Below are 13,391 nucleotides of genomic sequence, written 5' to 3' on the forward strand. Positions count from 1 at the left end.
GCCCATGCCGATACCGGCGTTGCCGGCGATGCGGCCGGTGCGTTCGCTGGCCTTGCGGAGCCGGAACACCTGCCGGTGCGCCACGTCGTGCGCGAGGAGCGCCACCTGGCCGAAGACGACGGCCAGGAACGCCGCCACAGCGAGTGTCCACCAGCTGTCGCCGACGAGAACGAACGCGACCCAGCCGCCGACGTACAGCGCGGCCACCGAGGCGATCCGGGCCGCGTAGTAGCCCGGGCGGCGGCCCATCAGACCTGCGTCGGCGATCTTCCGGGACAGCCGGGCGAAATCGCTCCCCGCCCCCTGACGGATATCGGGCGGGGCAGGGTGAACGGTCTGCGAATCCATGAAAACGAGCTCCCTCACGGGTGTCGGATGCGGCCGGCACTGACGTCCGCAGTGGTCAGGAGTGACCTTGATCCAATCGCCCCGTACGAATCGGCCGTCACTGCCGGGAAAGGGGCCCTGTCGAAGGGCACCGTCCACGGCACAGATCAGGCCGACATTCAGAGGGTCTCGGCGCGCACAGCGTGCGCGCGGGTCGGTCGACGCACACTCCCCGGACAGCACAGCCCTTCCCAGGGCACACGGGTCGCAGCGACCGTCTTGCCCGTTCCAACGAACGGCGGCCACCACACGTGCCCGGAACGCGAGCCGGCATCTCACCAGGCGCCGGAAACGGGGGCTCCGGGACTCCGGGGCCGAAGGCTGCCGGGCCGCACAGCCGCCGTGCGGCCGGGCCCGGCACGCCGGTCCCTCCGATTCGGACCGGGGTGCGTACAACCCATCTGCGGTCCCCGGTGTCGTACGCACCAACACGACGGAACCGCTCGATGGGGGATCGGGATGAAGAGCTCCGGACACAGAACCCGTACCGCTGTGGTCATTGCCTGCGCACTGGTCGTGGGCGCCTCCCTGGTGTCGGCCGGCCCGGCGGTCGCCGGGCCGGACCCCGCCGGGGCGGCCGCCTCCGGGACGGCCGAGGACGTGGTCATCACGCTGGGCGTACGCGACGGCCGCGTCGTCCCTCCCGAAGCACTGGCACTCGCCGGTGGGCGGCTGCATGTCACCGGCCGCGTGGACGACGCGACCAAGCGCGGCCTCTACGAGTACGACCTCGCCGTCACCGGTTCGCCCACCGCCGGGCCCCGGCGCCTCGCCGTCGACAACTTCTGGACCGACTATCCGTGTCCGGACGACCCCGGCGCCTTCTGCTCGGAGCTCGACTCGAGACTGTGGGGACTCGGGGACGGCCGGATCGGCTATCAGGATCCGCGGGGCACCCAGCGCTCGGTCGGCGGAACACGGCCGCCGAAGCAGGTGACCCTCCAACAGGAGTGGCGACAGGACCGGTTGACCTCGGCGGCCGGCCGGTACGTCGCCGTCTTCGACGGCTTCGACACCCGGGTGGGAGACTTCGACGGCGATGCCGGCGCGCAGCACATCGCCGACGGCCGTCCGGCATCCGTGTGGTCCACCACGGTGTGGACCCGGGGTGAACAGCCCGGCGCCGTCCAGTCGTACGAACTCAGGACCGGTGCGAAGTCCGGCGACATCGACCTGGGGACGGGCTGCACCGCGGACGAACTCCAGGTGGTGGGGCGGTGGCTGTACTGGCGTTGCCCGGGAGTCGACAAGGCCGGGGTGTGGGACTTCGGGACCCGGAAGAACGTCCCGGTGCCTTCGCAGGACGGCGTCCGGCTGGGTGACGGCTATCTGGTCTGGTACGAGCCGTCGCAGCGCCGGCTTGAGCTGGTCGACTTCCACAAGGGGGGCGGATTCCCTTACGTGGAGCAGACGTTGGCCTCCGACGTACCCTCCGGAGCCTGGGATGTCGACCGGTTCGGCGGCCATGTGGCCTTCACCGACACCGAGGGACGGATCCGTGTCAGGCCGGTGACGGTGCCGCGCCAGGCGGTCACGGTCACCGATCTGGCCCCCGAGCCCGGGTTCGGCGCCTGGCAGCGCGACTGGCGGCTCAGCCGTCCGGCGGCGTCGTGGACGGTCACCATCAAGGATCCGTACGGCAACGTGGTGCGGGAGATCCGTGGCCGGGACCGGGAGGGCGCTTCGGTGCAGGCCGGCTGGGACGGAAAGGACTTCGACAACCGGCCGGTGCCCAGCGGCGCGTACACCTGGACGCTCGGCGTCGACTCGGGCGACGGCACGGGGACACAGGTGCTGACGAGTGGCGGGCTGGAGCACACCCGGGAGGCCGGCGGACGCAGTGCGTTCCGGGACACCGACTCCGATGGCTACGGCGAGATGTTCTCGATGACCACCGCCGGCAAGCTGGCCCTCCACCATCTCTCCCGGGACAGCGGCGCCTGGACTTCCACCGGCTGGGACACGACCACCCGCTTCGTGTCCGCGGGTGACCTGACCAATGACGGCTGCGGTGACGTGGTGGCCCGTACCCCGGACGGCAACCTCTGGCGGTACGCCCCGGGCTGCGGGGCCCGGGTCACCCCCGACACTCCGCGCACCCTGGTGGGCGCGGGCTGGGGCGGATTCGACGCGATCGTCCCGGCTGCCGACAACGACCCTTTCCGCACACCTGACCTGATCGCCCGTCAGGCGTCGACCGGTCGTCTCTATCTGTATCCGGGGAACGCGGGAGTGACCGGATACGGCAAGCCGATCCTGATCGGACCCGGCTGGAACGGCTACACCATCATGGGCGCGGCCGATCTGACCGGTGACGGTATCGGCGACCTGGTGGCCCGGGACAGCGGCGGCGAGGTCTGGCGCTACGACGGCCTCGGGGAGGGGAAGTTCCTCCCCCGCAAGCTGCTGCTCCAGGACTGGGGAGCGGGACGCCGGGAGATGATGGTGGTCGGTGACGTGACCCGGGACGGTTACCCGGACCTGTTGTCACGCCACGGGGACGGCAGTCTGCTGCGGAACAAGGGCAACGCGGCGGGCGGTTTCGGGTCGACGGTGACGATCGGTACGGGCTGGGGCGCCTACGCACGGCTGTACTGAGAGAACACGCCGAGCCACAGGCGGCTCACGGCGCCCGTCCCGGCCTCGGCCGGGACGGGCGCCGTGACATCTCGTGGGGGTACCGCTGTGGTCCCGTCTCTGCGATCGCAGGCACCACGGAGGGATCAGGGCAGGGCGCGGGCCAGCAGCAGGGTGACGTCGTCGGACGTGGTCCCGGTCGGCAGTGTGTCGATCACCACCGAACAGAGGTCGTCCACGGACAGGCCGGTCCGGGTGAGCGCGTTGCTCACCCGTTCCATGCCGACGTCGATGTCCTGGCGGCGGTCCTCCACGAGTCCGTCGCTGTAGAGGGCGATGAGGCTTCCCTCGGGCATGTCCAACTCCGCTGCCTCGTAACGCAGCATCCCGAGGCCGAGGGGCGTTCCGGTCGGCAGCTCGGCGAAGGTGACTCCGCCCTCGGGGTCGACGACGGCAGGGGGCGGATGCCCGGCCAGCGCCACCGTGCAGCGCCGTGTGGCGGGGTCGTAGACCGCGTACACACAGGTGGCGCCCATCGACGGCAGGGGCATGTCGGAATCCGGTTCGTCCTCCATGAGTTTGATGAACGTCCGATCCAGTCTGGTCAGCAGTTCCCCCGGGGGCAGATCCAGATCGGCGAGCGTGCGGATGGCCGTGCGCAGCCGGCCCATGGTGGCGGCGGCGTCGATGCCGTGGCCGACCACGTCGCCGACGACCAGGCCCACCCGGCCACCGGGCAGCGCGACGACGTCGAACCAGTCACCGCCGACTCCCCGGACGCCGTCCGCCGCGTCCGCCGGCAGATAGCGGGCCGCCACCTCCATGGCGGTTCCGCCGCTCACGGAGCTCGGCAGCAGGCTGCGCTGGAGGGCGAGGGCGGTGGCCCGTTCACGGGTGTAGCGGCGGGCGTTGTCCAGACTCAGGGCGGCCCGGGACACGAGCTCCTCGGCGAGCTGGTGATCGCTTTCGTCGAACGGCATCGGGTTGTCCGTCCGCACGAACACCGCCACACCCAGCAGGACACCGCGTGCCCGGATCGGGAGGACCATCAGGGAGTGCATGCCGAACGCGCGGATCTTCTCGGCCCGCGCCGGGTCGTTGGCCAGCCAGGAGTCCGCCGAGGTGTCGAGGGTCGGCTCCAGCACCGGGCCTCCCGTCGACAGCACCTGCATGAAGGGCGACGCCTCGGGGACGTAGACCACTTCGCCGCGGGTCCACAGGGACTCGGGGGCGCCGGTGTGGATGGACGCCATTCCGGCGCGCCGGAAGGTGGGGATGCGCCCCTGCGACGGCTCCAGGCGCTCCAGCGGCTCCTCGCCCAGCTGCACAGCCTCGGTCAGGTCGACGGTGACGTAGTCGGCGACGAGAGGAACCGTGAAGTCGGCCAGTTCCTGCGCCGTACGCATGACGTCCAGCGTGGTGCCGATGCGGGCGCCCGCCTCGCTGACAACGGCCAGGCGGTCCCCGGCCCACCGTCTGTCGCGGACGGCCAGGACCACCAGGCACACGCCCAGGGGGCGGCCGTCGGCGTCGTCCAGGCGGACGAAGGACGCGGAGTAGGCGCTGTCACGCACCGTGCCCGCCGCGGCAGGCACCCGGTACTCGCGTCCGGTCAGACCGGCGCCGGTGGCCAGCACCTGCCGCATCGCCGTCTCGAGCTCTTCGGCGTCGCCGGGCAGCGCCTCCCGGGGCCCGCGCCCCAGCCGGGACTCCCGGGCGATTCCGTCGTACTGCCCCAGAGTGTCGTTCACCCAGACGCACCGCAGGTCGGTGTCCCAGACGGCGAACCCGGCCGCGGAGCGGGTCAGGAGGGATGCCAGCGCCGCTCCCGCGACGTCCTCCGTGTGCTCGAGCAGGGCGGTCAGGGTGGTCGTTCCGAGCGTCGGGTCCGGTGTTTCCATGAGCGTTCTGGCCCTTCGGACGTGCTCTGTCGTGGTCCGGGCGATCGCTGTCGCGGTGCCGTGTGCGGCGCGTACGAACCCAGGGCCGGATCATGTCCGCCACCCGTTCGGCGACGGCGCGGACCGTGGCGACGGTGTCGGACGACGGGATGGCCGGCAGGACCGAGGCGTCGGCGACGCGGAGTCCGGTGATGCCGTGGACGCGCGGATCGCCGTCGACGACGCCGAGGACGCCGAGGACGCCGAGGACGCCGTCACCGATTGCTTGTTCACACGCGGCTCAGAGCAGGTCCTCGATGGTGATCGGCAGCTTGCGGATCCGGCGTCCCGTGGCGTGGTGGACGGCGTTGGCGATCGCCGCCGCCGCGCCGACCTGGCCGATCTCGCCGACTCCCTTCACGCCCAGCGGGTTCACGATGCCGTCCTCGATCTCGATGAGCTCGATGTCGACGTCCGGCGCGTCCGCGTTGACGGGCACGAGGTACTCACCGAGGTTCGAGTTGACCCAGCGGCCGGTGTCCGGCGACATGTGGTTGGCTTCCAGGAGCGCCTGCCCGAGGCCCCACAGCATGCCGCCCATCAACTGACTGTGAGCCGTCTTGGCATTGAGCACCCGGCCGGGTGCGAAGGCTCCGGTCATACGGCGCACCCGGACCAGGCCCAGATCCGCGTCCACCCCGACCTCGGCGAACTGGGCGCCGAAGGTCATCATTCCGTAGGGGACATCGGGGGGCGGCGGGCTCCACTGGCCCGAAGCCTCCGCGTCCGACATGAAGTTGCGCTGCATCAGATCGGTGTACGGGTCCGAGGACGTACCGGCCGTCATGACGCCGTCCTGCACCACCACATCGACCGGGTCCGTGCCGTACAGCGGCGAACCGGAATCGGCGACGGCCCGTTTGATGAGCTGCTGGCGCAGCGCCGTGGCCGCACTGTGCACGGCCGCGCTGATCATTCCGGCGCCCGCGGAGCCAACTGCCGCGTTGATGTTGGGCAGATCGGTGTCACCGTCCTCGAAACGGCAGCGGCCCACACTCATGCCGAGACCGTCCGCCGCGACCTGGGCCATGACCGTGGCGACGCCGGTGCCGAAGTCGGGGGTTGCTGCCTGGACGACCGCTGTCCCGTCGGCGTACAGACGCGCGCGGGCGCGCTGGGCGTTGGGGAGCGGGGGCACCGGGTAGGCGGCGGTGGCCATGCCGGTACCGATCAGCCAGTTGCCCTCACGGCGTGCGCCCGGCCGGGGATCGCGCCCCTGCCAGCCGAAGCGCTGTGCTCCGCGGTCGTAGCACTCCCGCAGACCGCTGCTGGACCAGGGAAGGCCCGACATCGCGTCGACGTCGGAGTGGTTGCGCAGCCGCAACTCGATGGGATCCAGGCCGAGTTCGTGGGCGAGCTCGTCCATCGAGCATTCGAGGGCGAACATGCCGCTCGCCTCACCCGGCGCCCGCATGAACGTGGGGGTCATGGTGTTGGCCCGGAACAACCGGTAGACGCCCTCGTAGTTCGGGCAGGCGTAGAGCTGCGAGGAGATGCCGATCGAGGGTTCCGCCCAGTCGTCGAAGTGGGAGGTCGGGGACAGTTTGTGATGCCGGATGGCGGTCAGCCGGCCTTCGCTCGTCGCACCGATCGCCAGATGCTGCTCCTGCTCCTCCCGGTGTCCCACAGAGGTGAACATCTGCTCGCGGGTGAGGGCGAGCTTGACCGGCCTGCCGACCTCGCGGGCAGCCATGGCGGCGAGCGCCGAGTGGGCATGGATCATCGCCTTGCTGCCGAAACTGCCGCCGACGTAGTGGCCGATGACACGGATCTTCGACATCGGGATGCCGAGCAGTCGGGAGACGGTCATCTGGGTGGCGTTGACCCCCTGGGTGGCGTCGTACAGAAGCAGCTCGTCGCCTTCCCACTCGGCCGTGGTGCAGGAGGGTTCGATGGGGTTGTGATTGTTCGCGGCGTAAGTGAACGTGCCCTCCACCCGGATGTCGGCGTCGGCCAGCCCGGCTTCCGCGTCGCCGCGCTCGAGGCGGCCCGGCACCCAGCCGCCGAAGATCCTCTCGGGCTCGTACGCCTGGTCCCGGCCCTGGTCGAGGGTGGTCACCGGGGTGGTCTCCTCGTAGGAGACGTCCAGCAGCTGCGCGGCGTACTGGGCGCGTTCCCAGGTGTCGGCGATGACGATCGCGATCTGCTGGCCCGCGTAGTGGACGGTGTCGTCCTGCATCGGGAAGAAGGTCTGTGCGGGTGCCGCCGTGCCGCCGAGTGAGGGGACGAGCGGCGGCTGTTCGGCGATCCTCGGGAGGTTCTGGTGGGTGAGGACGGCGAGTACGCCCTCCTCGGCCTGTGCGGCACCCGCGTCGATGCCGGTGACCCGTCCGGCGGCGACACGGGAGCCCACCACATACGCGTACGCCATGTCCGGCATGGGGATCTCGGCGGAGTAGCGGGCGCCTCCGGTGACCTTGGGGCGACCGTCCACGCGGTCGAGCGGCTGTCCGATGGCAGAGGGGGTGGTCGTGGTCATGACGGGCTCCCGCTCTCGCTTCCGGACGCGGACCCGGTTCCCGTTCCGGGTCCCGTTCCGTTGCTGAGCATGTCGAGGGCGCGGACGATCGCGCGCTGCGCGAGTTCGACCTTGAAGGCGTTCAAGGGGGTCGGCCGGGCGGCCGCCATCTCCACGCGGGCGGCCATGGCGAAGTTGTCCCCCATGATGGTCGCCCCGATCAGGAAGTCCTCGGCCCGCGCGGCCCGCCAGGGCTTGGTGGCCACACCGCCCAGAGCCATCCGTACGTCCACGACCCTGCCGTCGGCGACGGACATGGCGGCCGCGACCGAGACGAGCGCGAACTCGTACGACTCGCGGTCCCGGACCTTCAGATAGAGGGAGCGCCGGGCGAGGGGGGTCGGGGGCACCTCGATCTCCGTGATCAGCTCGCCGTGCTCCAGAGGGTGCTCGCGGTGCGGAGAGTCGCCGGGGAGGAGGAAGAAGTCGTCGATGGGATAGGCGCGTTCGCCGCCCGGCCCCATCGTGTGCACGCGCGTGTCCAGCGCCATGAGGGCCACGGCCACGTCCGAGGGGTGGGTGGCGATGCAGTGCTCGCTGGTGCCGAGCACCGCATGACCGCGGCTGAAGCCGTCGATGGCCGAGCAGCCGGAACCGGGCTCGCGCTTGTTGCAGGCGGAGTGCGCGTCGCGGAAGTACGAACACCGCACGCGCTGGAGGAGGTTGCCTCCCATGGACGCCATGTTGCGAAGCTGCGCCGACGCACCGAGCTCCAGGGCCTGGGCGATCAGCGGGAAGCGCTCACGGACGACGGGAGCCGCGGCGACCTCACTCATCCGGGCCAGCGAACCGATCCGCAGGCCGCCTTCCGGAGTTCCCTCGATGCCGGTCAGCGGAAGCTCGTTGATGTCGACGAGCCGGCGGGGATTCAGCACGTTCTGGCGGAGCAGATCGACCTCTGTGGTGCCGCCGGCGAGGAAGTCGCTGGTCGGATCGCTGCTCACGGCGGCGACAGCGGTCGCCGTGTCGGTTGCGCGGAGGTACGTGATCGGCCGCACGTCGGGCTCCCTACGGTTGGTCGCGGACGGCGCGGATCGCTGCCCGGATATGGGGATATGCGGCGCAGCGGCAGATGTTGCCGCTCATCCATTCCTTGATCTCGGCGTCGTCCCCGGCGTGGCCCTCGTGTATCAGGGCCACGGCGGACATGATCTGGCCGGGGGTGCAGTAGCCGCACTGGAACGCGTCCTCGGCGATGAAAGCCCGCTGCATCTCGTGCAGTTCGCCCTCGTCGGCCAGGCCCTCGACGGTGGTCACCTCACGGCCCTCGCAGGTCATGGCGAGGGTGAGGCAGGCGAGCACCCGTTTTCCGTCGACCCACAGCGTGCACGCGCCACAAGTGCCCTGGTCGCACCCCTTCTTGGCGCCCGTCAGGTCCAGACGTTCACGAAGGGCGTCCAACAGACTGACGCGGGGCTCGATGTCGAGAGTGTGCTCGGTGCCGTTGATCGACAAGGTGACCCGGACCGGACCGGGACCTCGTTCCTCGAGTGCTGCCCCTCGTTCTGTGAGGGCCGGGCCGCGTGCGGACATAGCACACCTCCAGAGAAAGCACCCCTCCATGCTCATACACATACAAACCCGACGCAACCGTAAGATTTGCGGTATGAGCCAGAGTGTGCGAGAAGCAGCCCGAGAAGCGGTGACGGTCGTCTACACCTGGGAGGTGGTGCCCGGCAGGGAAGAGCAATTCGAGGAGTGGGCCCACGAGATCGAGACGGAGGCGGCCTCGTTCACCGGCCACCGCGGGGTGACCTGGCTGCGGCCCGAGGGCGACAGCCACCGCTACCACGCGGTCGTCCGGTTCGCGGACACCGAGACCCTGGACCGCTGGATGACCTCACCTCAGCGGGCCGCCTGGCAGGAGCGCGTCAAACCATTCGCCCGCTCGGCCCATCCGAAGCTGACCACCACGGGCCTGGAGACATGGTTCAACGTCCCCAACGGCCCGTCCCGCCCCCCGGCGCGCTGGAAGATGTCGATCGTCACGATCGTGGCGGTCTACCCCTTCGCGCTGCTCTACGACGGAGTGTTCGCCGAGTACTTCCACGCCTGGCCGCTCCTGGCCCGCACCCTCGTCTTCCCGGTGATCCTGGCCCCGCTCCTGACCTACGCGGTCATGCCGTTCATGAGCCGGACGCTGCGGCGGTGGCTGTACCCGGACTTTCCGCAGGAGTGACGGAGGCAGTCACCAGGACCGCTGCCGACGGCATTACCGGCCGGTACGCCGCCGCGGAGCCGACAGGTCGGCTTGATCTTCTGGGTGCGGTCGCCGACAACGTGACGCCACGGGGACACGACCGCGCTTCCGACGCGGCGCGACCGTGCTCGACGCCCCCGACGCGCAGGAGTTGGCGGCGTTCCGCACCGGCAGCAGATGATCCACCTCGACATCGAGGTGGATGTGCCCCAGACCGTCGCCCGCGCCCTGGGCGCCACCCTCGCGGACGTCCAGCCCCGGGAGGACGCCCCGGTGCCGCTCTGCCCGATGGGCCACCACCCGTTCTGCCTCTTCGTGCGTACGGACACCCCGGCGACTGATGCCACACCTGCTTCACCTCAGCGAAGGGCGGGCTTCCGCGCCAGCAGGTATGCCTGCCGCCCCTGCCGGGGCTTCTCCTCCTCGGTCGGCTCCCGGATCATCCGGGCGTCCACCTCGAACCCGGCCCGGGTCAGCAGCTCTTCGATGCGGTCGGGAGACACCCAGTACACATCGAGCGAGAGCTCGTGACCGTACGCGTTCTCCAAGTGCCGGTGCCTGTCACCGGACTTGAAGCCGACCAGCAGGTGGCCGCCCGGGGCCAGGACTCTATGGAACTCGGCGAACACCACCGGCAGCAGTTCCGGAGGGGTGTGAACGATCGAGTACCAGGAGAGGATGCCGCCCAGAGCACCGTCGGTCAGATGCAGATCGGTCATCGACCCTTCGTCGAACGTCAGGTGCGGGTGCATCCGACGGGCGACGGCAACGGTCTCCGGTGACAGGTCGATACCGAACGCATCCACCCCGAGCGAGTGCAGATGGTCCGTCACATGGCCGGGCCCGCACCCGAGATCAGCGACAGGCCCGCCGCCGCCCCGTGCGAGCTCGGCGAACGCGCTGATCATCGCGCGGCCGTACAGGTCGCTCTCGAATGCGGGAGGCACGAGTTCGGCGTAGTCGGCGGCGACGGTGTCGTAGGCCACGCGAGTGGCGTGCAGGTAGGTCCCCTCGGTCATGGCCGAGGACAGTAGCGGGTGTGTGCGGTCGAGGTGTCCAGGCGTCGAGCCCACCCGCACACCGCGCCCGGAGTGACGACGCCGGCACCGTCCCCACACGCGGATTCAGGAACGCGACCGCTTGCTGAAGAACGTGACCGGGCGCTCCTGCCGTTCTCCGTCGACGATGATGTCCACCGACTCGTTGTAGAAGGCCACTCGGTCCTTGATGATCTCCACTTGACGCAGAGGGTCCGGGTAGCTCCAGGCGATGTCCGGCAGTACGGCGCCGTCGCCCTCCCAGGACCAGTACTCCGTCGCCACACCCTTGTACGGGCAACGGGTCTGCGCATCGGTCGGGGTGAGCAGGTCGAGGCGGACGTCATCCCGCGGGAAGTAGTAGCGGACCGGCAGATGGGTCTCGAACAGCAGAACCGGCGTGTGCGTCTCCGCGACTGTCGTGCCCTCGATCTCGACCCGGACGTGACGGATGCTCGGCAGGGCGTCCACCCGCTTGTGCGGGTCGCGCGGGTGCACGAAGATCTCCTCGTCCTCCTCGTACCAGTGGTCGAGAACATCGTGGCCGAACCATTCGAAGCTGATGTATCCGGCCAGTTCCTCGCCGGGATACGTCCAGGCCGCCGCCTTGGTGGACCGGTCGGCGATGACGAGGTCGTAGAAGACCGTCGCTCCCGCATGTCGGCGCGGGTTGGCCGGCCGTTCCGTCCTGTGCAGCAGATCCGTCCGGACGTCCTCGGCAGGGAAGGCGTACAGAGGCACGGGCCGGCTCGGCTCCCACACAAGAATCGGTCGCCGGCTGTCCACGACGGTGACCTCGCCCTTGGTCGCCCGCACCCAGCGCTCGCTCGGCTCCCACACCACGCTGTCGATCGCCTCGGACCGACGGTGCACGGCCGGCACGGAATCCGAACTGTCGCTTGTCGTGGTCATCGGTCTGCCTCCTCGGTCCGGCACCTGCCCCTGGAATCCAGTGTGGCGCCACGACCCGTCCCGGGGCCCGGCGCCGCGGGCGGCGAGCCCGTGTCACCGAGCGCCGGATCACTCGGCCCAGGGCTGGAAGCCGGTGTCGAGCACCTCGTCGAGCAGGGCGCGCAGCTGAGAGGCCCTGTCGGCGCCGAAGGCGTCCTCGAACTGCTCTTGCACGGCACGCCACAGCGGTAGCGCTGCCTCGAGACGGGCGAGGCCGTCCGGGGTGAGCGTGACGATGCGGGCCCGGCGGTCGGATGCCGAGTGCTCGACGGTCACCAGCCCTTCCCGTGCGAGCGGCTTGAGGTTGGTGGCCAGTGTCGTGCGGTCCATGGCGATCGTCTCGGCGAGGTGGGTGATCGTCGTCTCGCCCTGATTGCTGAGCTTCTGGAGGATGCCGAACTGTGTGGCGCGGAGACCGACCGGGGCGAGGGCCTTGTCGTACGTCGCACCGAGGTACCGGGCCGCCTTGCGCAGGGCCAGGTTGTTGCACGTGGCGGGGTCGGTCGATGCGGGCGTTGTGGCCATGATCTCCTCCGAGACTTCACCGGGAATAATAAGAGTATGTGCACCTAAATGCAGCAGGTCACGGCGCGAAGGCCGCAGACCTCGGACCCACGACAGAAGCCCCCCGGACGCACCTTTGCCATTTCCCGAATACGAGCATATGCTCGTATCAGCCCTGTGCGGCTTCCCGCTGCCCTCGGCGCACCACCCCGAACCTCACGAGAGAGCCCTTCATGACCGTTCCCGCCGCACCTGCGACCGAGCGTCATCAGCTGCGCCCCTCGGTGGCCGAGACACCGTCCGAGCTCCGTACGGGCACCCGTCGGCCGCCGGTGAGGGCATGGCTCCAGCCGACGGTGATCGCACTGATCGTCGTGGCGGCGTTCATCGCGTGCTACGTCGGTCTCCAGCGCGATCCCCAGCCCCACCAGGTCCCCATCGCCGTCACCGGCGCCGACCTGCCGGGCGAGATACGTCAGGCTCTCGGCGACGCCGTCGAGGTCCACCCCGCGACGGACGCCGACGCGGCCCGGAGCGCCCTGGTGCACCACGATGTCGTCGCCGTCCTCAGCGCCGACGGCCCGAAGGAGCTGCGCCTGGAGGTCGCCGGAGCGGCCGGTGCGTCCACGACCGCGGCCGTGAGCGCCCTGGTCGATGCGTACGCCCACGGCTCGGGCGCGCATGTCACCACCGAGAACGTCGTGCCCCTGGCGCATTTCGACTCACGGGGACTGGCAGGCTTCTACATGGCCTTCGGAGTGACGCTCGCCGGTTTCGTGCTCGGCTCGAACGCACTCGGCCTCGTCAGCGTCCTCCGTCTGCGTCACCGTTTCTGGATGCTGACGGGCGCTTCCGCAGCCATCGGCACCGTCGCGGCGATCATCTCCGGGCCCGTCCTGGGGGCCGTTCCGGCCCCGATCCTGCCGCTGATTCTCACGCTGACCCTCCTGGCGGCTGCCGCGGCCTTCACCACCAAGTTCCTCGGCACCGCCCTCGGGCCTGTCGGGCTCCCGGTCACCACGCTCCTGCTGCTCACCGTCGGCAACGCGACCAGTGGGGCCGTCATCGGTGCCGACCTGCTCCCCGCCCCCGCCCGGATCATCTCCGCGCTCCTGCCGCCCGGGGCGGCCGTCCGTGCCATCAACGACCTGAGCTACTTCCACGGCGCACACATGTCAGGCCCTCTGCTCACACTCACCCTGTGGGCTGCCGTCGCCGCGATCCTGCTCGCCCTGCACCCTCGGCTCCTCCAGCGACGGAGGGCCGCCGCCTGATCC

10 protein-coding genes and 2 pseudogenes are annotated in these 13,391 nt (G+C 70.1%); 3 read left to right on the top strand and 9 right to left on the bottom strand.

Annotation, left to right across the window (positions count from 1 at the left end; all coding sequences use genetic code 11):
• Nucleotides 1-348, bottom strand: a pseudogene (locus ACFWU3_RS33745) (acyl-CoA desaturase); the annotation flags it as partial.
• A gap of 498 nt (nucleotides 349-846) precedes the next feature.
• Here ACFWU3_RS33745 and ACFWU3_RS33750 point away from each other — a divergent pair.
• On the top strand, nucleotides 847-2,985 hold the full coding sequence (locus tag ACFWU3_RS33750; protein WP_384445026.1) for an FG-GAP-like repeat-containing protein: 2,139 nt from the start codon (nucleotides 847-849) through the stop codon (nucleotides 2,983-2,985).
• Between the two features lie 125 nt (nucleotides 2,986-3,110).
• On the opposite strand, the gene ACFWU3_RS33755 is transcribed toward ACFWU3_RS33750, so the two are convergent.
• The 5 genes and pseudogenes from ACFWU3_RS33755 to ACFWU3_RS33775 all read right to left on the bottom strand — a co-directional run bounded on the left by ACFWU3_RS33755 (nucleotide 3,111) and on the right by ACFWU3_RS33775 (nucleotide 8,955).
• Nucleotides 3,111-4,865 carry a SpoIIE family protein phosphatase gene (locus tag ACFWU3_RS33755; protein WP_384445028.1) on the bottom strand — a complete coding sequence of 585 codons (1,755 nt, stop codon included), beginning with the start codon at nucleotides 4,863-4,865 and terminating at the stop codon, nucleotides 3,111-3,113.
• Nucleotides 4,866-4,986: 121 nt separating this feature from the next.
• Nucleotides 4,987-5,127, bottom strand: a pseudogene (locus ACFWU3_RS33760) (GMC oxidoreductase); the annotation flags it as partial.
• 18 nt (nucleotides 5,128-5,145) lie between these two features.
• Nucleotides 5,146-7,383 carry a xanthine dehydrogenase family protein molybdopterin-binding subunit gene (locus tag ACFWU3_RS33765; protein WP_384445030.1) on the bottom strand — a complete coding sequence of 746 codons (2,238 nt, stop codon included), beginning with the start codon at nucleotides 7,381-7,383 and terminating at the stop codon, nucleotides 5,146-5,148.
• On the bottom strand, nucleotides 7,380-8,420 hold the full coding sequence (locus tag ACFWU3_RS33770; protein ID WP_384445032.1) for an FAD binding domain-containing protein: 1,041 nt from the start codon (nucleotides 8,418-8,420) through the stop codon (nucleotides 7,380-7,382). Before ACFWU3_RS33770 ends, ACFWU3_RS33765 begins: the two co-directional genes overlap by 4 nt.
• 10 nt (nucleotides 8,421-8,430) lie before the next feature.
• A complete protein-coding gene (locus ACFWU3_RS33775; RefSeq protein ID WP_384445034.1) occupies nucleotides 8,431-8,955 on the bottom strand; it encodes a (2Fe-2S)-binding protein in 525 nt (174 codons plus the stop codon).
• Nucleotides 8,956-9,028: 73 nt separating this feature from the next.
• On the opposite strand from ACFWU3_RS33775, the gene ACFWU3_RS33780 reads away from it, so the two are divergent.
• Entirely contained in the window at nucleotides 9,029-9,601 is a 573-nt protein-coding gene (locus tag ACFWU3_RS33780; protein ID WP_384445036.1) for an antibiotic biosynthesis monooxygenase, read from the top strand.
• 380 nt (nucleotides 9,602-9,981) lie between these two features.
• Here ACFWU3_RS33780 and ACFWU3_RS33785 read toward each other — a convergent pair whose 3' ends face one another.
• From ACFWU3_RS33785 to ACFWU3_RS33795, 3 genes are all read right to left on the bottom strand, one after another.
• Entirely contained in the window at nucleotides 9,982-10,641 is a 660-nt protein-coding gene (locus tag ACFWU3_RS33785) for a class I SAM-dependent DNA methyltransferase (RefSeq protein ID WP_384445038.1), read from the bottom strand.
• A gap of 105 nt (nucleotides 10,642-10,746) precedes the next feature.
• Entirely contained in the window at nucleotides 10,747-11,571 is an 825-nt protein-coding gene (locus ACFWU3_RS33790; RefSeq protein WP_384445040.1) for a DUF427 domain-containing protein, read from the bottom strand.
• A gap of 108 nt (nucleotides 11,572-11,679) precedes the next feature.
• Nucleotides 11,680-12,135 carry a MarR family winged helix-turn-helix transcriptional regulator gene (locus ACFWU3_RS33795; RefSeq protein WP_384445042.1) on the bottom strand — a complete coding sequence of 152 codons (456 nt, stop codon included), beginning with the start codon at nucleotides 12,133-12,135 and terminating at the stop codon, nucleotides 11,680-11,682.
• 212 nt (nucleotides 12,136-12,347) lie between these two features.
• On the opposite strand from ACFWU3_RS33795, the gene ACFWU3_RS33800 reads away from it, so the two are divergent.
• Entirely contained in the window at nucleotides 12,348-13,388 is a 1,041-nt protein-coding gene (locus tag ACFWU3_RS33800) for a hypothetical protein (protein ID WP_384445044.1), read from the top strand.
• The last annotated feature ends 3 nt before the right edge of the window (nucleotides 13,389-13,391 follow it).

The organism is Streptomyces sp. NPDC058685 (assembly GCF_042714725.1).
Classification (GTDB): domain Bacteria; phylum Actinomycetota; class Actinomycetes; order Streptomycetales; family Streptomycetaceae; genus Streptomyces.

Coding starts and splice junctions, on each gene's coding strand:
- ACFWU3_RS33750 (WP_384445026.1), top strand. CDS start 847: ATGAAGAGCTCCGGACACAGAACCCGTACCGCTGTGGTCATTGCCTGC.
- ACFWU3_RS33755 (WP_384445028.1), bottom strand. CDS start 4,865: ATGGAAACACCGGACCCGACGCTCGGAACGACCACCCTGACCGCCCTG.
- ACFWU3_RS33765 (WP_384445030.1), bottom strand. CDS start 7,383: ATGACCACGACCACCCCCTCTGCCATCGGACAGCCGCTCGACCGCGTG.
- ACFWU3_RS33775 (WP_384445034.1), bottom strand. CDS start 8,955: ATGTCCGCACGCGGCCCGGCCCTCACAGAACGAGGGGCAGCACTCGAG.
- ACFWU3_RS33780 (WP_384445036.1), top strand. CDS start 9,029: ATGAGCCAGAGTGTGCGAGAAGCAGCCCGAGAAGCGGTGACGGTCGTC.
- ACFWU3_RS33785 (WP_384445038.1), bottom strand. CDS start 10,641: ATGACCGAGGGGACCTACCTGCACGCCACTCGCGTGGCCTACGACACC.
- ACFWU3_RS33790 (WP_384445040.1), bottom strand. CDS start 11,571: ATGACCACGACAAGCGACAGTTCGGATTCCGTGCCGGCCGTGCACCGT.
- ACFWU3_RS33795 (WP_384445042.1), bottom strand. CDS start 12,135: ATGGCCACAACGCCCGCATCGACCGACCCCGCCACGTGCAACAACCTG.
- ACFWU3_RS33800 (WP_384445044.1), top strand. CDS start 12,348: ATGACCGTTCCCGCCGCACCTGCGACCGAGCGTCATCAGCTGCGCCCC.